The 22,687-nt window shown below is 65.0% G+C and carries 12 protein-coding genes; 8 read left to right on the top strand and 4 right to left on the bottom strand.

Features of this window, described 5'->3' with window-relative positions; genetic code table 11:
* Positions 1–119: 119 nt before the first annotated feature.
* Together N2603_RS11330 and malQ are read right to left on the bottom strand one after the other, a co-directional pair.
* A complete protein-coding gene (locus tag N2603_RS11330) occupies positions 120–1,919 on the bottom strand; it encodes a glycoside hydrolase family 15 protein (RefSeq protein WP_260388790.1) in 1,800 nt (599 codons plus the stop codon).
* A gap of 30 nt (positions 1,920–1,949) precedes the next feature.
* Positions 1,950–3,911: a 4-alpha-glucanotransferase gene (gene malQ / locus N2603_RS11325; RefSeq protein ID WP_260388789.1), complete on the bottom strand. Its 1,962-nt coding sequence runs from the start codon at positions 3,909–3,911 to the stop codon at positions 1,950–1,952.
* Positions 3,912–4,115: 204 nt separating this feature from the next.
* Here malQ and N2603_RS11320 point away from each other — a divergent pair, with 204 nt between their 5' ends.
* The 6 genes from N2603_RS11320 to treY are packed head-to-tail and all read left to right on the top strand — an operon-like array spanning position 4,116 to position 18,125.
* The gene (locus N2603_RS11320; RefSeq protein WP_260388788.1) at positions 4,116–6,062 is read left to right on the top strand and encodes a maltotransferase domain-containing protein; all 1,947 of its coding nucleotides are present in this window, start codon (positions 4,116–4,118) and stop codon (positions 6,060–6,062) included.
* An 11-nt stretch (positions 6,063–6,073) separates the two neighbouring features.
* On the top strand, positions 6,074–9,367 hold the full coding sequence (treS, locus tag N2603_RS11315; protein ID WP_260388787.1) for a maltose alpha-D-glucosyltransferase: 3,294 nt from the start codon (positions 6,074–6,076) through the stop codon (positions 9,365–9,367).
* Positions 9,360–11,507, top strand: coding sequence for a 1,4-alpha-glucan branching protein GlgB (glgB, locus tag N2603_RS11310; protein WP_260388786.1), 2,148 nt, complete (start codon positions 9,360–9,362; stop codon positions 11,505–11,507). The genes treS and glgB overlap by 8 nt, the downstream gene beginning before the upstream one ends.
* 3 nt (positions 11,508–11,510) lie before the next feature.
* A complete protein-coding gene (gene glgX, locus N2603_RS11305; protein WP_260388785.1) occupies positions 11,511–13,589 on the top strand; it encodes a glycogen debranching protein GlgX in 2,079 nt (692 codons plus the stop codon).
* Positions 13,586–15,337, top strand: a complete 1,752-nt coding sequence (treZ, locus tag N2603_RS11300; RefSeq protein WP_260388784.1) for a malto-oligosyltrehalose trehalohydrolase — start codon at positions 13,586–13,588, stop codon at positions 15,335–15,337. Before glgX ends, treZ begins: the two co-directional genes overlap by 4 nt.
* Before the next feature lies 1 nt (position 15,338).
* Positions 15,339–18,125, top strand: a complete 2,787-nt coding sequence (gene treY / locus N2603_RS11295; protein ID WP_260388783.1) for a malto-oligosyltrehalose synthase — start codon at positions 15,339–15,341, stop codon at positions 18,123–18,125.
* Positions 18,126–18,128: 3 nt separating this feature from the next.
* Here treY and N2603_RS11290 read toward each other — a convergent pair whose 3' ends face one another.
* Complete coding sequence (locus tag N2603_RS11290; protein ID WP_018641108.1) at positions 18,129–18,446, bottom strand: polyhydroxyalkanoic acid system family protein; 318 nt, start codon at positions 18,444–18,446, stop codon at positions 18,129–18,131.
* A gap of 179 nt (positions 18,447–18,625) precedes the next feature.
* On the opposite strand from N2603_RS11290, the gene N2603_RS11285 reads away from it, so the two are divergent.
* On the top strand, positions 18,626–18,790 hold the full coding sequence (locus N2603_RS11285; RefSeq protein WP_018318514.1) for a DUF3309 family protein: 165 nt from the start codon (positions 18,626–18,628) through the stop codon (positions 18,788–18,790).
* 132 nt (positions 18,791–18,922) lie between these two features.
* Here N2603_RS11285 and ligD read toward each other — a convergent pair whose 3' ends face one another.
* The gene (ligD, locus tag N2603_RS11280) at positions 18,923–21,592 is read right to left on the bottom strand and encodes a DNA ligase D (RefSeq protein WP_260424181.1); all 2,670 of its coding nucleotides are present in this window, start codon (positions 21,590–21,592) and stop codon (positions 18,923–18,925) included.
* Positions 21,593–21,709: 117 nt separating this feature from the next.
* On the opposite strand from ligD, the gene ku reads away from it, so the two are divergent.
* Positions 21,710–22,594: a non-homologous end joining protein Ku gene (gene ku, locus N2603_RS11275; protein WP_260388782.1), complete on the top strand. Its 885-nt coding sequence runs from the start codon at positions 21,710–21,712 to the stop codon at positions 22,592–22,594.
* Positions 22,595–22,687: the final 93 nt, after the last annotated feature.

Raw genomic sequence — 22,687 nt, 5'->3', positions numbered from 1 at the left:
AGGGTTTTCTCCTCTCGGGGGTTCTCGCCTGCGGAAGCACCCCCACCCCAGCCCTCCCCCGCAAGCGGGAGAGGGAGCGCACCTCCGCTCTGGATACACGCAAGGCTAATCCAAATTCACTACTTCGAACGCTGCATCGCCGGCTTCTCGCTTCTCTGCCTCGCCGCCGAAAGATTATGCGCCGTGTTGATCAGTGCGATGTGGGTCAGCGCCTGCGGAAAGTTGCCGGTCTGGCGGCGGGCCGCGGAGTCGTATTCTTCGGCGAGTAGCCCAACATCGTTCGCAACGCCAACCACGCGATCGAACAAGACCTGTGCCTTGTCGAGATCGCCCGACAGCACATAGGCGTCAGCCAGCCACAGGCTGCAGGCGAGGAACGCGCCTTCGAGCGGCGGCTGGCCCGCGGGCACTTCGCGCGGATCGTGCCGCAACACGAAACCGTCGCGCATCAGGCGCGTCTCGACCGCTACGATGGTGCCCCGGATGCGCGGGTCTTCGGCCGGCAGAAAGCCGACCGACGGCAGCAGCAGCACGCTGGCATCGAGCAGTTTTGAGCCGTAGGACTCGACGAAAGCGTTTTCTTCAGCATCGAATCCGTTGTTGCAGACGTCGCAATGAATGGCTTCGCGCAAGGTGCGCCAATGCAGCAGCGGCGCCTTGAAGCCAAAGGTCTCGGCGCTCTTGATGCCGCGGTCGAAGGCGACCCAGGTCATGACCTTCGAGAAGACGTAGTGCCGGGGCTGCCCGCGGCGCTCCCAGATGCCGTGGTCGGGCCGGTCCCAGACTTCGGCGAGATGGTTGAGCACGTTGCATTCCAGCGCCCAGCTCTCCTCGTCGAGCTTCAGCTTGGCCATGCGCGACTGGTGGAAGGCGTCGATCAGCTCGCCGTAGACATCGAGCTGGAGCTGCGCATGCGCGGCGTTGCCGACACGCACCGGCCGCGCGCCCTCATAGCCGGCGAGCCAGGCTGCTTCCCATTCCAGCAGCCGCCGCTGGCCCCAGATGCCGTACATGATCTGCATGTTCGACGGCGAGCCGGCGGCCGCGCGCAGCAGCCAATTGTGCCAGGCCGAAGCTTCCTCGGTGTAGCCCGAGTTCATCAGCGCCAGCAGCGTGAAGGTGGCATCGCGCAGCCAGCAGAAGCGGTAGTCCCAATTCCTGGCGCCACCGAGCTTCTCCGGCAGGGAGGTGGTGGGCGCCGCGACGATGCCGCCGGTGGGAGCGAAGGTCAGCGCCTTCAGCGTGATCAGCGAGCGCACGATCAGGTCGTGATAATCGCCGTCGCGGGTGCAATGGCTGCACCAATCCTGCCAGAAATTCTCGGTCTCCTTAAGCGCGACCTCAGGATCGATCGGCCCGGGCGGCTCGAGATGCGAGGGACCGTAGGTCAGCACGAAGGGAATGGTCTCGCCTGCCCTCACCTCGAAGTCCGACACCGTGGTCAGATCCTCGCCGCGGGTCTCGACCGGCGTGCGCAGCACCGTCATGTCCTGGCCGGCGACCGCAAGCAAGGCGTGGTCGATCCGCCGCACCCAGGGAATGTCGACGCCGAAGCCGAAGCGGATGACGAGCTCCATTCGCATCTTGACGGTGCCGCCGACGCCGCGAACCAGACGCACGATGTCGGACGCCTTGCCGCGCGGCGGCATGAAGTCGATCAACGCGACCGTGCCGCTTTCAGTCTCAAACCGCGTTTCAAGGATGAGGGTATTGCCGAGATAGCGGCGCGAGATCGCGGTGACGTCCTCGCTTGGCGCGACCAGCCAGCGGCCATTCTTGCGGTTGCCGAGGATCGCGGCAAAGCAGGCGTCGGAATCGAAGGCCGGCCAGCACAGCCAGTCGATCGAGCCGTTGCGCCCGACCAGCGCCGCGGTCTCGCAGTCGCCGATCAGCGCATAGTCCTCGATCCTCTGCGTCAATGTCGTACAAGCCTGGGAAGCCCCGGCTGTTCAACTCCCGCCGGTCAGGGAACGTTCCCGCGTTGCCGCTCTCAAGGCCGTGAGATCAACCTTCGAGGCGATCTTGTCGAGCGCGACCGGCAGGCGCTGGCGCCAGTTCGGATGCTCGTCGATCGTGCCGGGAATGTTGGGCTGGTCGATCACGCCGAGCAGATCCTCCATGGACACCGCGAGCAGGCGCGAAGGCGTGCGCGACAGGAAGGCGAGCACCGAATAGAGGTCGTTGGCATTGATGCCGTTCTGCCGCAAAATCTCGTCGAGTGCACCGAGCGCATCCCAGCGGGCCTGGTCGTTCTCGCCGGGATCGAGCCCGAGCGAGCGCTTCATCTTGAGATCGCTGAAGGAACGCCAGCCCGCATAGGTGCACAAATCATGCGTGTTCAGCGTCACCAGCGCGTTGGGCCGGTAGTGATCGATATTGCGGAAATGGCCGCCATCGTCGCGCTCGAACATCATGACGAGATAGGACCAGATGCCGAAATCCTGCATGGTCTCGCGAAAGCCTTCCGGCACGGTGCCGAGGTCCTCGCCGATCACGATGCATTTGTGGGCCGCGCTCTCGCGCACCACCGCGGCGAGCAGCGCCTCGAACGGCATCTGCACATAGGCGCCGTTGTCCGGCTTGAAGCCGCGCGGCACCAGATAAAGCCGCTTCAAGCCGAGCACGTGGTCAAGCCTGATGGCGCCGGCATGGCGCATCGAGGCCGCCAGCATGTGGGCGAACGGCACGAAGGATTGCGCCTCGAGGCCACCGGCGTTGAAGCCGGCGAGGCCCCAGTCCTGGCCGATGGTGTTGAGCACGTCGGGCGGAGCGCCGACGGCGAGGTGGCGGGAAATCGCGGTCTGCTCGTTCCAGGCATCGAAGCCGTTGGACTGCACGCCGACGGCAACGTCGAGATAGAGGCCGACGCGCATGCCGAGCTGGCCGGCCAGCTCCTTGGCGGCATGCAATTGGCTGTCGGCCGTCCATTGCACGAATTCGACGAACTCGACATCGCGCTTATCAGGGCCATTGCGCAATTCGGCGCATTTGGCTTCGTCCGGCTGCTGCCATCCGGACGGCCATTCCCACCATGGCCGGTTGAAGCGATGCCGCAGCACCTCGAAGCAGGCAAAGCGGGACAACAGCGGCGCGCGGGCGGCGCGGAAGGCATCGAACTCCTTGCGGCGTGCCGCGCTCGCGCTCGTCACGAAGCTGTTGAAGGCCGCGCGCAGGGCCAGCCATTTCAGCGCTGCCATGTCGGCATAGGGCACACGGTCGCCTTCACGCAGCCGCGCGGCGGTCGCGGCCGCATCGGGGACGAGATCGGCGGAAAATTCCGGGATCGCCTCGACGTCGATATAGAGCGGATTGAGGAACAGCCGGCTGTTCGGCGAATAGGGGCTGCAATCGGCCGGCTGGTCGTCGAACAGCACGTGCAGCGGATTGAGGCCGACGCCGTCGGCACCGAGTTGCCTGGCGAGCCGGACGAGACCGGCGAGGTCGGTGAAATCGCCGATGCCCCAATTGCGATTCGAACGGACGCTATAGAGCTGCACGGCGAGCAGCCAACCGCGATCGAAATCGCCGCCGAAGGCGCGCTCGGGCGCCACGATCATCGGCACGTCTTCGCTCGCACCCCCGGCATCCGTCAGGGTCAGGCGGTGGTAGCCGAGCGGCAGGCCGGCAGGCCAGGCGATGACCGGCTCGCGCGTCTCGCCTTCCGCGATCACATTGCCGTTGCCGACGATCTTCCATTGCAGCGGCGGCGTCCCGGTTGCCGCCAGTTCAGTGCGCGGATGTCCCAGGGCGCGCACCACGACCGGCCCGCTGACGAAGCGGTAGACCCGCTTCTCCGGCAGGGCATCGAGGATGGATTTGAGCGCCTCAGGCGCGGTGACCCGCAGCTTGCCGAGGGCGTCGATGAATTCGGACTGAACGCCCTTGATCCGGGCTTGAGCTAAAAGATCCATTCGGCACGCAGCTTGCAGGCCATTATTTGGCCGGGGGCAGGGATTTTAACGAGGTCGCGGAAGAGGTTAGTCAGGGGTAACTCGCAAACTGCGCTTGCCGTTCCCAAGGGAACCAATGACACACAAGCGGCTTTCTATAATGGTACCAAGCGTGGGTTCCCGACAAGGGAAACGGGCTCCTGCTTTCTTGTCAATGGCATCACCGTGAACAAGACAATTCAAACTGTCGAGAGTGCCGCAGCCGGCAGCGCTTTCCTCATCGAAGACGTCTATCCCTTGATCGACGGCGGCCGCTTCGCCGTGAAGCGGATCGCGGGCGAACGCGTCGAGGTCTGGGCCGACATCTACCGCGATGGCGACGCCGTGATCAGTGCCGCGCTGATCTGGCGAGGAGAGCAGGACCGCGAATGGCGGAGCGAGCCGATGACCCCTCACGGCAATGACCGCTGGTCCGGCGCGTTCACGCCCGCTGAGCCCGGCCAATTTGTCTATGCGATCGAAGCCTGGACCGACGAGTTCGCGACTTGGTCGCACGCCGTCGCGCGAAAACGGCGGACCGGGGTCGATGTCAGCCTCGATGCGATCGAGGGCGCCGGACTGCTGACCAAGGCACATGTCGCGCGGCAGGACGCAGCACAGGTCATCACCAGGCAATGCGAGGATTATCTCCAGACCGGCGACGTCGCTCCGCTGCTGGCAAACGAGCTCGGCAAAGCGATGGCCGAGAGCCAGTCGCGGCCCGACCTGACGTGCTCGCCGCTCTTCCCGCTGATCGTCGACCGCGACAGAGCGCGCTTCGGCGCCTGGTACCAGATGATGCCGCGCAGCCAGAGCGAGGTCCCCGGCCAGCACGGCACCCTGCGCGACTGCATCGCGCGCGTGCCTGATATCGCCGCCATGGGCTTTAACGTGCTCTACTGCACCCCGATCCACCCGATCGGCCACACTCACCGCAAGGGCCGCAACGACGCGCCGGTGGCGAGCGAGGGCGATCCCGGCTCGCCCTATGCGATCGGCGCCGCCGAGGGCGGGCACGATGCGCTGCATCCCGAGCTCGGCACGATCGAGGACTTCCGCGCGCTGGTCGCGACCTGCCTCGAGTACGGGCTCGAGCTTGCGCTGGACTTTGCCGTGCAGTGCTCGCCGGACCACCCCTGGCTGACCCAGCATCCGGAATGGTTCAAATGGCGGCCGGACCGCTCGGTGCGGACGGCGGAAGGGCCCTATTCGGACATCGTCATCCCCGATTTCGGCTGCGTCGATCGCACCGGGCTGTGGAATGCGTTTCGCGACGCCATGCTGTTCTGGATCGACCATGGTGTCACCATCTTCGCGATCGACAATCACGACACCGCGCCACTTCCGTTCTGGGAGTGGCTCATCGGCGACATCCGCCGCCGGCATCCCGAGGTGATCCTGTTCTCCAAGACCTTTGCACGGCCGAAGCTGATGAAGGGCCTCGCCAAGCTCGGCTTCGCGCAGTCCTTCAGCTATTTCCCATGGCGCACGGCGAAGTGGGAGCTGGAGCAGTATCTCGGCCAGCTGACCGGCTATCCCGAGCGGGACTTCTATCGGGCGAACCTGTTCGTCAACACCGCCGACCTCTTGCCCTATCATCTCCAGAGTGGCGAGCCCTGGATATTCAAATCACGGCTCGCGCTGGCCGCGACGCTGTCGGGCAATTACGGGATCTTTGGCGGATTCGAGCTGCTGGAGCACGAGGCGATTCCCGGCCACGAGGAATATCTCGATTCCGAGAAGTACCAGATCAAGACGCGCGAGTGGAACGCGCCCGGCAACATCAAGCCCTACATCGCCGCGCTCAACCGCATCCGCAACGACAACGCGGCGCTTCAGCAGACTGCGGCCTTGCGCTTCCTCGGCATCGAGGACGGCGAGACGATCGCCTTCGCCAAGGAGGCGGCCGATCCCGCCAACACGGTGGTCGTCGTGATTGCGCTCTCGCGCCATGCGCGCGAATTCTGGCTGCCGCTCGGCGACGTCACTGTTGACGCCGGTGGACAGCGACACCATGTGACGGCACTCGAAAACCTCCTCACCGGCGAACAGTGCCGCATCGAATGGGGCGGGATCAGGTTGCGTATCGATCCCGACCGCGATCCTGCGCTCCTGTTCCGCTGCCTGGCGTAAGGGGTCACGCCATGAATGTTCTGTCTTCCGTCGACACCAAGAAAGTTGAGGCTGCCGAGATCGTGGATGAGCTCTGGTACAAGGACGCGATCATCTACCAGCTCCACGTCAAGGCCTTTGCCGACAGCAACCATGACGGCATCGGCGATTTCGCCGGGCTGACCGAGAAGCTGCCCTATCTGCAGGAGCTCGGCGTCACCGCGCTGTGGCTGCTGCCGTTCTACCCCTCGCCCGGCCGCGACGACGGCTACGACATCGCCGACTACGGCTCGGTCAATCCCGATTTCGGGACGATGAAGGATTTCAAGCGCTTCATCCAGGAAGCGCAGAAGCGCGGCTTGCGCGTCATCACCGAGCTCGTCGTCAACCACACCTCGGACCAGCACAAATGGTTCAAGCGCGCGCGCCGCAGCCATCCCGGCTCGAGCGCCCGCAACTGGTATGTCTGGAGCGACACCGACCAGAAATACCAGGGCACACGCATCATCTTCACCGACACGGAAAAGTCGAACTGGACCTGGGATCCGGAGGCCGGCGCGTTCTACTGGCACCGCTTCTTCTCGCACCAGCCGGATCTCAATTTCGACAATCCGCGCGTGGTCAGTGCGCTCATCCAGGTGATGAAGCGCTGGCTGGACGCCGGGGTCGACGGCTTCCGCCTCGACGCGATTCCCTATCTCTGCGAGCGCGAGGGCACCTCGAACGAGAACCTTCCCGAGACGCATGCGATCATCAAGCGCCTGCGCCAGGAACTGGATTCGTATTCCAAGGGCAAGCTGCTGCTGGCCGAGGCCAATCAATGGCCGGAGGACGTGCAGGAATATTTCGGCCGTGGCGACGAATGCCACATGGCCTATCACTTCCCGCTGATGCCGCGCATCTACATGGCGATCGCGCAGGAGGACCGCTTCCCGATCACCGATATCCTGCGCCAGACGCCTGATATCCCGGCGAGCTGCCAATGGGCGCTGTTCCTGCGCAACCATGACGAGCTGACGCTGGAGATGGTCACCGACGTCGAGCGCGATTATCTGTGGACCACCTACGCCAACGATCCGCGCGCCCGCATCAATGTCGGCATCCGGCGGCGCCTCGCGCCGCTGATGGACAACGACCGCCGCAAGATCGAGCTGATGAACTCGCTGCTGCTGTCCTTCCCGGGCACGCCGATCATCTATTACGGCGACGAGATCGGGATGGGCGACAACATCTATCTCGGCGACCGCAACGGCGTGCGCACGCCGATGCAGTGGAGCCCCGATCGCAACGGCGGCTTCTCACGCTGCGACCCCGCCCGTCTCTACGCGCCGCTGATCATGGATCCGGTCTACGGCTATGAATCGGTGAACGTGGAGGCGCAGTCGCGCAGCCTGTCCTCGCTGCTCAGCGCCACCAAGCGGCTGATCTCGGTGCGCAAGTCGACGCTCGCCTTCGGCCGCGGCACCATGACCTTCATCCGCCCGGCCAATCGCGCCGTGCTGGCCTATGTCCGGCAGTATCGCGACGAGGTGATCCTCTGCGTCGCCAATCTCTCGCGCGCCGCGCAGGCGACCGAGCTCGATCTGTCGCCCTGGAAGGACCGCATCCCGCAGGAGATGCTTGGACGTACCCGTTTCCCGGCGATCGGCGAATTGCCCTACATGATCACGCTGGGGCCCTACGGCTTCTACTGGTTCCACCTCACCGAGCGCGACAAGTCCGAGCCGGTGACGCCTCGCGCGGTGCCGGAGTTCGAGACCCTGGTCGTGCCGGTCAATTCGAACTGGGTGTCGCTCGCGCGCGAGCGCGGCGTGTTCGAGCGCGACGTGCTGCCGGGATTTTTGGCAAGGACACGCTGGTATCCGGAGCACAATCCCAAGCACATCCAGACAGCGCTGACCTCGGCGGTACCTTTCAGCGATATCGGCGACAACAGGCCATGGATCGCGTTCTTCGAGACCACGCGGGACGACGTCAAGACGCGCTACGTGCTGCCGCTGCAGATCGAATGGGTACGCTTCGACCGCGAACGCTTCAACCCGAAGGCGCTCGCCGCCGTGCGCCAGGGTGCGCGCGAGGGCACGCTGCTCGACGTTGCGACTGAGCAGATCTTCATCGGGCTTTTCCTGCGGGGTCTGTCGCAAAACCTGGTGGTGGACGAGAACAATCTACGCCTGGAGTTCAAAGCCACCAGCCGGTTCGCCGATTACACCATCAAGGAGCCCCAGCGCATCCGCGCGATCGAGCAGTCCAACAGCACCGCGCTCGTGGACAACCAGTATGTCGTCAAGATCCATCGGCAGCTCGAAAGCGGCACCAGTCCCGAGATCGAGATCGGCCATTATCTCACCGAGGTGGCTCACTTCGCCAACACGCCGGCGCTGCTCGGCAGTGTCGAGCTGGTCGAGGACGCTCGGCGCAGCACGCTCGGCGTGCTGCATGCCTTTGTCGAGAACCAGGGCGACGGCTGGACCGTGACCACCGGTTATCTCGATCGCTATATCGACGAGCAGCGCGTCTTGCCCGCGGGCGAGGCGCCGCGCGAGACCCAGGAGCAGGCGCCCTACCTGCACTTCATCGCGCAGATCGGCCGTCGGCTTGCCGAGTTGCATGTCGCCCTGGCCGCGGCAAAGCCGGACAATCTCGCTCCGGAGCCGATCGGCTCCGAGCACGCCAGGCGCTGGGTCTCCGACCTCAAGGCGCGAGCCGAGCACGTATTCGAGCACCTGGCCAACAGCCGCGACGGCCTGCGGGAGGCGGACCGGCCGCTGATCGACCAGCTCGGCGCAGCGCGCGCGGCCCTGCCCGGCCAACTCAATGCACTATTGCCTTCCGCCATCGGCGGGTTGAACATCCGTCATCATGGCGACTTCCGCCTCGGGCAGACTTTGATCGTGAAGGACGACATCTTCATCATCGACTTCGACGGCAATCCGCGCCGGCCGCTGGCCGACAAGCGGCGCAAGCTGCCGGCCGCGCGCGACGTCGCAGGCCTGATCCGCTCGATTGATCTTTCGGTTAACGTCGCCCTCAACCGGGCGCTCACGGGCGCCTCCGACGAACAGGACCGGCTTGCAGCCGCGCTCGGCGAATGGCGCGAACGCGCCACCACGACGTTCCTGCACGCCTATCGCGAGGCCATGACCGACCGGCGGCTGTGGCCGGACAATCCGCAAACCGCGCAAGGCCTGTTAAGGTTTTTCCTGCTTGATCAAGCGTTCGACGATGTGGAGTACGAACTGTCCCACCGGCCCGAGGGGCTCCATGCGCCGCTGACCGGACTGCTTCGCATTCTGTCCAGTGCCGAGAGCGAAGCCCATGCCTAAACTGCCAGCCGAAGCCTACGCGATCATCGAGGGCCGTCACTCCGACCCCTTCCACTATCTCGGGCTGCATCCCGAGGGCGGCAAGAGCGTGGTGCGCGCCTTCGTGCCGGAGGCCTCCAATGTCGAGGCGGTCGGCGAGCATGGCGAGGTCGCGCCGCTCGACCGCGTTCATGACTCCGGCCTGTTCATCGGAGCCCTGCCCAACGGCTCGAAGCACTACCAGCTGCGCGCGAAATTCGGCAACAACGTCGTCGAATTCGAGGATGCCTACCGCTTCCCGCCGATCCTCACCGATTTCGACCTCTATTTGCTGGGCGAAGGCACCCACCAGCGCCTCTACGACAAGCTCGGCGCGCACCCGATGCGGCTCGACGGCGTCGACGGCATCGGCTTCGTGGTGCTCGCGCCGAATGCGCGGCGCGTATCGGTGGTCGGCGATTTCAACTTCTGGGACGGGCGGCGTCATCCGATGCGGGTGCGCGGCAGCGGGTACTGGGAGCTGTTCATCCCCAATGCGAAGATCGGCGATCACTACAAGTTCGAGATCGTCGGCCCGCACGGCCATCTGCTGCCGCTGAAATCCGATCCGATGGCGTTTGCGAGCGAGGTGCGGCCGAAGACGGCTTCGATCGTGCTCGACGAGGCGCATCTGCCGCGGCCCCGCCCGGCGCCCGGCGGCATCAACGCTCTGTCGGCGCCGATGTCGATCTACGAGGTCCATCTCGGCTCGTGGCGGCGCAAGGACGACAATGAATGGCTGACCTATCGCGAGCTCGCCGAGCAGCTGCCGGCCTATGCCCGCGACATGGGGTTCACGCATCTCGAATTCCTGCCGGTAAGCGAGCATCCGTTCGACGGCTCATGGGGCTATCAGCCGACCGGGCTCTATGCGCCGACCAGCCGGTTCGGAAGCCCTGAGGATTTCGCCGCGCTGGTCGACGCCTGCCACCGCGAAGGCATCGGCGTGCTGCTCGACTGGGTGCCCGGCCATTTCCCCGACGATCCGCACGGGCTCGGCAGTTTCGACGGCACGGCACTCTATGAACACGCCAACCCGCTCCAGGGACGCCACCTCGACTGGGGCACGCTGATCTACAATTACGGCCGCACCGAAGTGACGAACTTCCTGGTGTCCAACGCGCTGTTCTGGATGGAGCGCTACGGCATCGACGGCTTGCGCGTCGACGCGGTGGCGTCGATGCTCTATCTCGACTACAGCCGGCCGCCCGGCGCGTGGATTCCGAACCAGTATGGCGGCCGCGAAAACATCGAGGCGATCAACTTCCTGCGCCGCTTCAACACGGAGGTCTTTGCCCGCTTCCCGCAGGCGACCACGGCCGCGGAAGAATCCACCGCATGGCCGCAAGTCTCGCGCCCGGTCGAATTCGGCGGGCTCGGCTTCGGCTACAAGTGGAACATGGGCTGGATGCACGACACGCTGAACTACATCAGCAAGGATCCGATCCACCGCAAGCATCATCACGGCGAGATCCTGTTCGGCCTGCATTACGCGTTCTCGGAAAACTTCATCCTGCCGCTGTCGCATGACGAGGTCGTGCACGGCAAACGCTCGATCCTGGGCCGCATGCCCGGCGACGAATGGCAGCGCTTTGCGAATTTGCGCGCCTATTACAGCTTCATGTTCGGCCACCCCGGCAAGAAGCTGCTGTTCATGGGCGCCGAGATCGCGCAGAGCCGCGAATGGAATCACGACCAGTCGCTCGACTGGCACCTGCTCGAATACAAGGTGCATTCCGGCATCCAGGCACTGATCCGCGACCTCAACCGGCTCTACCGCGCGGTCCCGGCGCTGCATCAGATGGACTGCGACCAGGCCGGCTTCGAATGGCTGATCACCGATGATGCCAACCGCAACGTGTTCGCCTGGCTGCGTAAGGGCTTTGACGAGCACGCGCGATGCCTCGTCATCGTCAACTTCTCCCCCAATGTCTATCGCAGCTATCGCGTTCGCGTGCCCCTGGCCGGCAAGTGGAAAGAGGTGTTCAATTCCGACTCCGCCCATTACGGCGGCAGCAATGTCGGGAACATCGGCGAGGTCCAGACCGTTGACGGCAAGACGCCCGAGCTCCGCCTCACCATTCCGCCGCTCGCCGCGATCTTCCTCGTTCCGGAAAGCTGACATATGCGCCTGACCGCCGGATCGCCCGCACGCCTCGGCGCAAGCTGGGACGGACGCGGCACCAATTTTGCGCTGTTCTCCGCCAACGCGCAGAAGGTCGAGCTCTGCCTGTTCGACGCCCAAGGCCGCCGCGAGCTCGAGCGCGTCGAACTGCCTGAAAGGACCGAGGACGTCTGGCACGGCTATCTCAACGACGTCTCGCCCGGCCAGCTCTACGGCTACCGGGTGCATGGTCCCTACGAGCCCGAGCACGGCCACCGCTTCAATGCCAACAAGCTGCTGCTCGATCCCTATGCGAAGCGGCTCGCGGGCCGGCTGGTCTGGAGCGATGCGCATTTCGCCTACCGCACCGGCTCACCGCGCGAGGACCTGTCGTTCGACCGGCGCGACAATGCGCGCGGCATGCCCAAGGCCGTCGTGGTCGACGAGACCTTCAACTGGGGCCGGCGCGAGATCCGGCCGAACATTCCGTGGGAAGACACGATCATCTACGAAGCTCACGTCAAGGGCCTGACGCAGAAGCGCGACGACGTGCCGCCGAACCTCCGCGGCACCTATGGCGGCCTGTCCTCGCCGGCGATGATCGAGCACCTCAAGAAGCTCGGCGTCACCACGATCGAGCTGCTGCCGATCCACAGCTTCGTCGACGACCGCATCCTGGTCGAGAAGAAGCTCGTCAATTACTGGGGCTACAACTCGCTGTCCTTCTTCGCGCCGGAGCCGCGTTACGCCCAGGACAATGCGCTCGATTCCTTCCGCACCACGGTCGCGCGCCTGCACGATGCCGGCATCGAGGTGATGCTCGATGTCGTCTACAACCACACCGCCGAGGGCAACCACCTCGGCCCGACGCTGTGCTACCGCGGCATCGACAATGCCTCCTATTACTGGCTCAACCGCGAGAACCCGCGCTACTACGACGACTTCACCGGCTGCGGCTCGTCGGTGAACCTCACCCATCCGCGCGTGCTGCAGATGGTGATGGATTCCCTGCGCTACTGGGTCGAGGTCTGCCATGTCGACGGCTTCCGCTTCGATCTCGCCACCACGCTCGCGCGCGGACCGAACGGTTTTGATCGCGGCAGCTCGTTTCTGACCGCGATCCGGCAGGATCCGGTGCTGGCCGCCGTGAAGCTCGTCGCCGAGCCCTGGGACCTCGGCCTCGGCGGCTACCAGGTCGGTGCTTTCCCCTCGCAATGGTCGGAGTGGAACGACCGCTATCGCAGCGCCATGCGGCGCTACTGGAGCGGCGAAGGCAGCCTGATCGGCGACATCTCCAGCCGCATGACGGCGTCCTCCGACCTGTTCAATCACGACGGAAGGCGGCCGCGCGCCAGCATCAACCACATCACGGTGCATGACGGCTTCACGCTCGCCGACCTCTTCAGCTACAACGAGAAGCACAACGAGGCCAATGGCGAGGACAATCGCGACGGCTCCAACGACAACCACAGCAACAATTGTGGCGTCGAGGGCCCGACCGACGATCCCAAGATCCTCGGCCTGCGCCGGCAGCTTCGCAGGAACGTGCTGGCCTGTCTGATGCTGGCGCAGGGCGTCCCGCTGATCCTCGCCGGCGACGAGGTCGGCAATTCGCAGTCCGGCAACAACAACGCCTATTGCCAGGACAACGAGATCGGCTGGGTCGGCTGGGACAATCTCGGCAAGGATGATGAGGACATGGTCGACTTCGTCGCCGACCTCGCCGACATCCGCCGCCGCTTCTCGCAGCTTCGCAGCCATCGCTGGCTCGACGGCCGTCCCAAGGACGGTGTCTCCTACGGCGCACTGTGGCTGACGCCTGAAGGTAACGAGATGACGGAGAGCGACTGGACATTCCCGGACGGGCGGTTTCTCTCCTATGTGATGGGGCCGATGGAACCCGGCAGCGCCGCGATCTTTATCGTCCTGAACGCCGCCCCCGAAGAGATCGCATTCAAATTGCCCAAAATGTCCGAATACAAGAGCTGGCAGCAGATCCTGAACACGACCGATGCCAAGCTGAACACCATCGACTTCCCGTCCGGAAGCGACAGCAAGGCGCCGCCGCGCTCCGTGCTCGCCTTCGCGGGGGCGCCATGAGGCCATCCTTCGGGGCGCGGCCGACCAAGGACGGCGTGTCGTTCCGGCTGTGGGCGCCCGGCGCGCGCCGCGTCGATCTTCTGCTCGACCGCAGGCACGCGATGCAGCGCCGGCAAGACGGCTGGTATGTGACCGAGATCGTCGGCCTCACCCCTGGCAGCCGCTACAAATTCAGGATCGACGACGAGATCGACGTGCCCGATCCGGCCTCGGCCTTCCAGCCTGAAGACGTCTTCGGCCCGAGCGAGGTGATCGACCACGACGCATTCGCCTGGCGCGCGCAGGATTGGCGCGGCCGCCCCTGGGAAGAGACGGTGCTGATCGAGACCCATGTCGGCACATTCACGGGCGAAGGCAGCTACCGCGCGATGATCGACAAGCTCGATCATCTCGCAGCGACCGGCATCACCGCGCTGGAGTTGATGCCGCTGGCCGATTTCGCGGGATGCCGCGGCTGGGGTTATGACGGCGTGCTGTGGTATGCGCCCGACGGCGCCTATGGCCGTCCCGACGATCTGAAGACGCTGATCGACGAGGCCCATCTGCGCGGGCTGATGGTGTTCCTCGACGTCGTCTACAATCACTTCGGTCCCGAGGGGAATTATCTCGGCCGCTATGCGCCGACCTTTTTCACCGACGCGCATACGCCCTGGGGCAGCGCGATCGACTACCGCGTGCCGCAGGTGCGCGCCTTCGCGGTCGAGAATGCGCTGTCCTGGCTGACCGACTACCGCTTCGACGGACTGAGGCTGGACGCCGCCAACCACATCATGGCGATCCCCGGCGAGCAATCGATGCTGCAGGACCTCAGCGTGACCGCCGGCGAGCTTGCCAGGGCGACGGGGCGGCACATCCATCTCGTGCTGGAGAACGGCGACAATCGCGCCAGCCTGCTCGACGCCGCACAGGAGCCGCCGAACGGAAAATATCGGGGACAGTGGAACGACGATTACCACCACGTCTGGCACGTCATGCTGACCGGCGAGCTCGCCGGCTACTACGGCGACTACCAGACCCCGCGCATGGACCTCGCGCGCGCGCTCGCTTCCGGCTTCGTCTACCAGGGCGAGATCTCGGAATTCTGGGGCAAGAAACCGCGCGGCGAGCCAAGCGGCGAGCTGCCGCCCGCGACCTTCGTCAACTTCCTGCAGAACCACGACCAGATCGGCAATCGCCCGCTCGGCGAGCGGCTCGAGAGCCTGGCATCGCCGCAGCAGATCGAGGCGGCGCTCGCCGTGACCCTACTCGCGCCGATGGTGCCGATGCTGTTTCAGGGCGAGGAATGGGGCTCGAAGGTCCCCTTCCCGTTCTTCTGCGATTTCCAGGGCGGACTTGCCGATGCCGTGCGCAAGGGCCGCAAGCAGGAATATGCCTGGGCCTACGAAAAATACGGCGACGAGGTGCCCGACCCGCTCGATCCGGCAACACTGCAATCGGCTGTGCTCGACTGGACCGGCCACACGCAGGAGCAGAACGCGCGCCTGGCTTTGGTGCGTGACCTGCTCGCGCTTCGCCGCAAGGAGATCATGCCGCGGCTCAAGGGCGCAAGCTTCGGTGATGCCGAGGCGGCCGACAATGGCCTGCTCAGCGCACATTGGCGCATGGGCGACGGCACGACGCTGCGCCTCATCGCCAATCTGTCGGACCACGAGATCACCTCTACCGTCAGCACGGGCACGCCGATCTGGGGCGGCGTGATCGGCGATCTGCTTCCGCCCTGGTCGGTGGTCTGGCGCCTCGGAGGTTGACATGCCTCCCGCCATTCCGCTTGCGACCTACCGCCTTCAGCTCACCGCAGATTTCGACTTCGACAAGGCTGCCGCCGTAGTGCCGTATCTGAAGGCGCTTGGGATCACACATCTCTACGCCTCACCTGTGATGAAGGCCCGCAAGGGCTCAACGCATGGCTACGACACCGTCGATCACGGCCAGCTCAGTCCCGAGCTCGGCGGCGAAGCCGGCTTCGCGCGGCTGAGCGAGGCGCTCAGCAAGCACGATCTCGGCCTCATCATCGATTTCGTGCCCAACCATGTCGGCGTGCACTTTGCCGACAATCCCTGGTGGCTGGATGTGCTGGAATGGGGCCAGGCCTCGCCGCACGCGGCCGCCTTCGACATCGACTGGGACCTCTTGCCCCACCGCGCCCGCGGCGGCGTGCTTCTGCCGATCCTCGGCTCCTCCTATGGCGAGGCGCTGGAGCGCGGCGAGATCGAGCTGCGCTACGATCCCGAACAGGGCAGCCTTTCCGCCTGGTATTTCGAGCACCGCCTGCCGATCGCGCCCGAGCGCTATGGCGAAATCCTGCGCGTGATCGTGAAGGAGGCGGACGCCGCCGAGACAGAGGCAGGCAAGCGTCTGCTTGCGCTCGCAACCCGCTATACGGGGCTGCGTCGACCCAACCGCAAGGAAGCGCCGGCCTTCAAGGCCGAGCTCAAGGAGATCGCAGGCGCCGCCGACATCATCAGCCGCGGTCTTGCCGCCTATCGTGCCGCCAAGGACCGTCCCGCGCAGACACTGGCGCTGCATCACCTGCTGGAGCGCCAGCACTACAAGCTCGGCCATTGGCGGCTTGCCTCCAGCGACATCAACTATCGCCGCTTCTTCGACGTCAACGGTCTCGCCGGCCTGCGCGTCGAGGATCCCGGCACGTTTGCCGCCACGCACCGGCTGGTGAAGCAGCTCGTCGCCGACGGCAGATTGCAGGGCATCCGCCTCGATCATATCGACGGCCTGCGCGATCCCGCGCAATATTGCCAGCGGCTGCGCCGGCTGGTGCGCGATGCGCAGGGCAAGACAAAACCGTTCTATACGGTGATCGAAAAGATCCTCTGCGAGCACGAGCACCTGCCGCATTTCGCCGGCGTCCAGGGCACCACCGGCTACGAGTGGATGAACGTCATCACGCAGGTGCTGGTCGACGCCAAGGGGCTGGAGGCGCTGGACGAGACCTGGCGCCAGATCAGCAACCGGCCGCCACGGCTTGCGCCTTACGTCAAGGAAGCCAAGCGGCGCGTGCTGGAGACGCTGCTGACCAGCGAATTCACCGTGCTGACGCGCCTGCTCGCGCGCATCGCCAACGGGCATTATTCGACGCGCGACTTCTCAGCCGACAGCCTGCGGCAGGCGCTCGAACTCTATGTGCTGCATTTCCCGGTCTATCGCACCTATCTGACCACGGCCGGGGCGACCGCCCACGACCGCAAGCTGATCGAGGACACCATCGCGCGCGCCCGCGCCGAATGGTTCGCCGCGGACGAGGGCATCTTCGACTTCCTGCGCGATGCGCTGACCATGGACCTGCTCAAGCCCGGCCGGCCCCCGCACAGCACGCCACGCGTACGCCGCTTCGCACTGAAGGTGCAGCAGTTCACCGGGCCGGTGATGGCGAAGTCGCTGGAGGACACCGCGTTCTACCAGTTCCATCGGCTGCTGGCGCTGAACGAGGTCGGCGGCGATCCCGCGAGCACCGGCCTCACCGTTCCCGCCTTTCACGAGGCGATGCGGGCGCGCGCCAGGGAGTGGCCGCAAGGGATGACGGCGACCGCGACCCACGACACCAAGCGCGGCGAGGACGCGCGCGCCCGGATTGCGGCACTCAGCGAAGTTCCCGGCGAATGGACCAGCGCGGTATCGCGCTGGAAGGTCCTGAATGCGCCGCATCTCGCGCTCCACGGCCATCTGCGCGCGCCGTCGGCGACGTTCGAATACATGCTGTACCAGACCCTGCTCGGCGCCTGGCCGCTGCAGGGGCCGCTTGATGAAAGCTTCGTCGAGCGCATCCAGGCCTATGCGCTCAAGGCCGCGCGCGAAGGCAAGGAGGAAACGAGCTGGCTCAACCCGCACGAGGCCTATGAGAGCGGCATCAAGAGCTTCATCGCGAAGATCCTCGACCCCGCGCTGTCAGGCGAATTCCTGGAGGCGTTGCAGACCCTGGCGCGCCGTCTCGCGCTGCTCGGCGCACTGAACTCGCTGAGCCAGCTCACGCTCAAGGCGACGCTGCCGGGCGTGCCCGACGTCTATCAAGGCACCGAATTCTGGGACCTCTCGCTGGTCGATCCCGACAACCGCCGCCCCGTGGATTTTGCCGCGCGCGACGCGGCGCTGACGGCACTGGAAGCGCCGGACTGGAGCGGACTGATCAAGTCCTGGCCAGACGGCCGGCTCAAGCTCGCCTGGACGCGGCAACTGCTCAGGCGGCGCAACGAGCTCGCCGACGTCTTCGCGCAAGGCGACTACCAGAAACTGGAGGTGCGCGGCACGCACGCCGAGCACGTCATCGCGTTCGCCCGTCGCCGCGGCCGCGCCGCCGCGATCGTCGTGGTCGGACGCCAGTTTGCGGCGTTCACGCACGCGGGCCGGGAGTGGCCCGCACTTGGAGGCTTCGACGCGACCGTCGATATCACAGGCTATGCCGCGGCGGGACTTGCGGGCAACGCACTGCCGATCGCACAGGCTTTCCGTGATCTTCCGGCAGCCGTCATTCCGGCCCGCGCAGCAAGCGCCATCAGGCCGGCACGGCAGCGCGTAAGCGCCTGAAACTCACTTTCCGCCGTCCTTGGTCAGCAGCAGTTGCCCGCGCTTCTTGATGGTCGCCTGCGCCATCTCGGCAAAGCGCTGCAACAGCCACGGCAGGACCACCTGGACCTTGACGTGATCGTCGGCGACGTCGACCTGACCGGTCGCGATCTGCCCGAGCGCGCGGATGCGGAAATTCATGCTGTCGCCGCTCCAGCGCTCCTCCTCGACCTGCATCACGGGAATGCTGGCGGCCGCGCGGCCAAGCCCGGACTTGAGCCGGCGCACCGCCTCCTCGCGGCCGAGACGATGCGGAATGGAAACGACAAGCGGTGCTGACATGGCTCTGCCCCGTGCTGCTTGATCCTCACTTAATGATGCCGGCTGCGACCATAAAGGTTCCATGCAACTTGCAACTGTCGCCCCGTTTCAAAACCGGAACTTTAAAACCTGCGGCAAGTTGCCCTCACACACGGGACAGGTGCAAGCAACCCTTTCTACAAGGGCTGGAGGAGACTCGCATGTCAATCGGCACGATCATTCTGATCATTCTGGTCATCGCCCTGCTCGGCGGCTTCAGCGGCATTGGCGGCGGCCCGTTCTACGGCACGGGCTATTACGGCGGCGGCGGCCTTGGGCTTGTCATCGTCATCCTGCTGATCCTGCTGCTGATGGGACGGATCTAGCGACCCGGCGAAGACCTCGTAGGGTGGGCAAAGGCGCTCTTGCGCCGTGCCCACCTTCCTCGCCGTTAAAAAAAGGATCGTGGGCACGCTCCGCCTTGCCCACCCTACGGCAGTTCTCCCTGTGGCAGAGACCTACTTCACCTTCCCCGCCAGCTTCTTCATCGCGGCCTTGATCGGCGCCGCCGCATCGTCATAGCCCTCCCAGGCCTTGGACCGTCCTAACAAGCCCGGCACCGTCCGCACCGTGTATTTCTTCGGATCGAGATCGCTCTTCACCTGCGCCCAGGTTACGGGCATCGACACGGTGGCGCCGGCACGCGCGCGCGGCGACAGCGGGGCCACCGCCGTCGACATGCGGTCATTGCGCAGGTAATCGAGGAAGATCTTTCCGTTCCGCAGCTTCTTCGACATGTTGAGCAGATAGCGCTCGGGGTCGTCATCGGCCATCCTCTGGCAGATACCTTGCGCAAACGCCTTGGCCTCTTTCCAGCTCACCTTGTCGCGCGCCCCGTGGAGCAGCGGCACCACGACGTGCAGGCCCTTGCCGCCGGTGGTCTTGCAGAAGCTCTCCATGCCGACGTCGGCGAGCCGCTGTCGCATCTCCTTGGCGGCCTCGACGACGTCGGCAAAATCCACGTCCGGCGCCGGATCGAGATCGAACACCAGCCGGCCCGGCGTGTCATAGGCATAGGGCGCGCAATTCCAGGGATGCAGCTCGACGCCGCCGATCTGCGCCACCGCGGCGAGCCCCTCGATCCGATCGATCTGCAAGTAAGGCTTGCGATCGCCGGAGACTTTTGCGAGCTCCAGAAGATTGGACGTTCCCTGCATGGCGTGACGCTGGAAGAAGCATTCGCCCTTGATGCCGTCGGGGGCACGGATCAGCGAGCATGGCCGCCCCTTGAGGTGCACGATCATCCATTCGCCGACCGCTTCGAGATAGCGCGCGAGATCCAGCTTGGTGACCGGGTTGCCATCACCATCCTCGGGCCAGAGCTCCTTGTCCGGCTTGGAGATGACGACGCCCATCACTTCCGCGGTGCCGGCGTCCTTGGATCGCTTCGCGGTCTTCGCGGCGCGCTTTCTTGCCGAGGGCTTGGCAAGCTCCGTGTCGACCGGCGTCTCGGCCTCGACCTCCTCGGCCGGCTTGTCCTGCCGCAAGCCCTTGAATGCGGCCTGGCGGATATTGCCGTCGGCGGTGAAGCCGGCGAACTCGATCTCGGCGACGAGCTCCGGCTTCAGCCAATGCACGTCGCGCGCCTTCTTCGGGGCATTCTTGCCGCCGAAGGGACTCTCCTTGCTCTCCATCGCCTTCAGCGACGGCATGATGCGCTTGACCGTGTCGGCGCCAAAGCCGGTCCCGACCATGCCGACAAAGGCGAGATGATCGCCGCGATGCACGCCCGCCATCAGCGAGCGGAATTTGCCGTTGGTGGTCTTGTAGCCCCCGATCACGACCTCATGGCCGGCGCGGCATTTGGCCTTGATCCAACTCTCGGTGCGGCCGGAGCGGTAGGGTGCGTCGAGCTTCTTCGACACCACGCCTTCGAGCTCGAGCTTGCAGGCCGATTGCAGTACGGCGTCACCGCCGCTCTCGAAATGCTCGACATAGCGGATCTGCGCCGATTTCCGCTTGCGCGCCTCCAGCAGCGCCTTGAGCCGCTCCTTGCGCTCGCCGAGCGGCAGCCGGCGAAAGTCCTGATTTTCCGCGAAAAGCAGATCGAACGCGAAGAAGATGAGGTCGTCGGTCTTGCCGTCGGACAGCGCGGCCTGGAGCGAGGAGAAATTCGGCGCGCCGTTATGGTCGAGCGCGACGATCTCGCCATCGATCATGGCATCCGGCAGCGAAGTCGCCTCCTTCGCGATCGAGCCGAACTTGTCGGTCCAGTTCAGGCCCTTGCGCGTCTTCAATGTGGCCTCGCCGTCCTCGACCCGGAGCTGCACGCGGTAGCCGTCGAACTTGATCTCGTGACACCAGCCCGCGCCGGGCGGCGGCCGCTCGACCGGCGTGCAGAGCTGCGGCGCGACGAAGTCCGGTATCGCCGAGACCTTTTTGGCGTTCGTCGCCGTCGTCGTCTTCTTTCCCCTCTTTCCGACCTTCAACGCCGTGCGCGGCGCCGGCTGCAAGGTCCTGCCTCTCGTCTCCTCCGCACGATTGGACTGCCACACCGCGTCCGCCTTGGCCTTGCCTGCGCCCTTCGCCAGCATGAACGGCTTTGGCGCGCGGCCCTTGCCTTCGGCAATCTGCTCCATCGCGCGGCCGGAGGCGACCGAGGTGTCCTCGTCGAGAATGTCGTTGTCCGCGCCCTCGCGGGCATAGTCGTCGCGATGCTTGATCAGGAGCCAGTTGGTGCGCTTTTCGCCGCCGCGGTTGCGCATGCGCACCAGCACCCAGCTGCCATGCAGCTTGTCGCCGTGGAGCGTGAACTTGAGATCGCCCTTCTTGAAGCCGGCTTCCGGATCTTCCGCCTCCCACGTACCGCGGTCCCACAGCATGACCGTGCCGCCGCCATACTGGCCTTCCGGAATCGTTCCTTCGAAATCGCCATAGTCGAGCGGGTGATCCTCGACTTCGACCGCCAGGCGCTTGTCGTGGGGATCGAGCGAGGGTCCTTTCGTCACGGCCCAGGACTTGAACACGCCGTCGAATTCGAGCCGGAGATCGTAGTGCAGGCGCGTCGCGTCATGCTTCTGGATCACGAAACGGCGCTGTTCCGACGGCGCCACCGCGGTCTTGCCGGATGGCTCGGGCGTCTTCTCGAAATCACGCTTCTGTCGGTAGGTGGAGAGTTTTCGCAGCACGACCGGTCCCGCTTCTCTTTCGGCTTTCGAGCCTATCACGGCAAAAGTCCCACCCGGAACCAAAACCCGATGGCGAGGTTGGGGTTCCAAATCGTCCTGAAAACACTGGAGAATGGAATGGCCCCCCGTGCCTATTGGAAGGGAACGCTGAAGCTGTCGCTGGTCAGTTGCCCCGTCGTGCTCTATCCCGCGACGACGGCGGCCGAGAAGACCCGATTTCACATGATCAACCGCGAGACCGGCAACCGTCTCAAGCAGCAGATGATCGATGCCGAGACCGGCGACGTCGTCGAGAGCGACCAGAAGGGGCGCGGTTACGAGCTGCGCAAGGGCAAATATGTCGAGATCGAGCCGGAGGAGCTCGAGGCGGTGCAGATCGAGAGCAATCACACCATCGACATCGAGAGCTTTGTACCGAGCGAGGAAATCGACCAGCGCTATCTCAACCATCCCTACTACATCGCGCCTGACGGCAAGGCCGCGGCCGACGCTTTCGCGGTGATCCGCGATGCCATGAAGGACCAGGATCGCGTGGCGCTCGCCAAGATCGTACTCACCAACCGCGAGCACATCATCGCGATCGAGCCGCTCGGCAAGGGCCTGCTCGGCACCACGCTGCGCTATCCTTACGAGCTCCGCGACGAGGACCAGTTCTTCGACGACATCAAGAGCCCGAAAATTACCAAGGACATGGTCGAGCTCGCCGGCCACATCCTGCACACCAAGGCCGCACATTTCGATCCCGGCGAATTCAAGGACGAGTACGAGAACGCGCTGAAGGCGCTGGTGAAGCGCAAGGCCAGCGGCAAGAAGATCGAATTGCCCGAGCCCGAGGAGCGCCCGAGCAACGTCGTCAGCCTGATGGATGCGTTGAAGCAGAGCCTGAAGGGGCGCGGCGGGAAGAAGACGGCGGCGAAGTCGCATGCGCGGCGCGCGACGGGGCGGCAGCGCAGTGCGCGGAAGACGCACCGGGCAGCGGCGAGGCATCGGAAGGCGGGCTGATCCGTCATTGCGAGCGCAGCGAAGCAATCCAGACTCTTTCCGCGGAGGGACTCTGGATTGCTTCGCTGCGCTCGCAATGACGATGTGGATACA

The sequence above is a fragment of the Bradyrhizobium huanghuaihaiense genome, from assembly GCF_025200885.1.
Lineage (GTDB): Bacteria > Pseudomonadota > Alphaproteobacteria > Rhizobiales > Xanthobacteraceae > Bradyrhizobium > Bradyrhizobium huanghuaihaiense.
Note: the sequence above shows the minus strand (reverse complement) of the source record. Positions and strands in the feature narration are given on the sequence as shown.

Coding starts and splice junctions, on each gene's coding strand:
- treZ (WP_260388784.1), top strand. CDS start 13,586: ATGAGGCCATCCTTCGGGGCGCGGCCGACCAAGGACGGCGTGTCGTTC.
- glgB (WP_260388786.1), top strand. CDS start 9,360: ATGCCTAAACTGCCAGCCGAAGCCTACGCGATCATCGAGGGCCGTCAC.
- N2603_RS11290 (WP_018641108.1), bottom strand. CDS start 18,446: ATGTCAGCACCGCTTGTCGTTTCCATTCCGCATCGTCTCGGCCGCGAG.
- treY (WP_260388783.1), top strand. CDS start 15,339: ATGCCTCCCGCCATTCCGCTTGCGACCTACCGCCTTCAGCTCACCGCA.
- malQ (WP_260388789.1), bottom strand. CDS start 3,911: ATGGATCTTTTAGCTCAAGCCCGGATCAAGGGCGTTCAGTCCGAATTC.
- ku (WP_260388782.1), top strand. CDS start 21,710: ATGGCCCCCCGTGCCTATTGGAAGGGAACGCTGAAGCTGTCGCTGGTC.
- glgX (WP_260388785.1), top strand. CDS start 11,511: ATGCGCCTGACCGCCGGATCGCCCGCACGCCTCGGCGCAAGCTGGGAC.
- treS (WP_260388787.1), top strand. CDS start 6,074: ATGAATGTTCTGTCTTCCGTCGACACCAAGAAAGTTGAGGCTGCCGAG.
- N2603_RS11285 (WP_018318514.1), top strand. CDS start 18,626: ATGTCAATCGGCACGATCATTCTGATCATTCTGGTCATCGCCCTGCTC.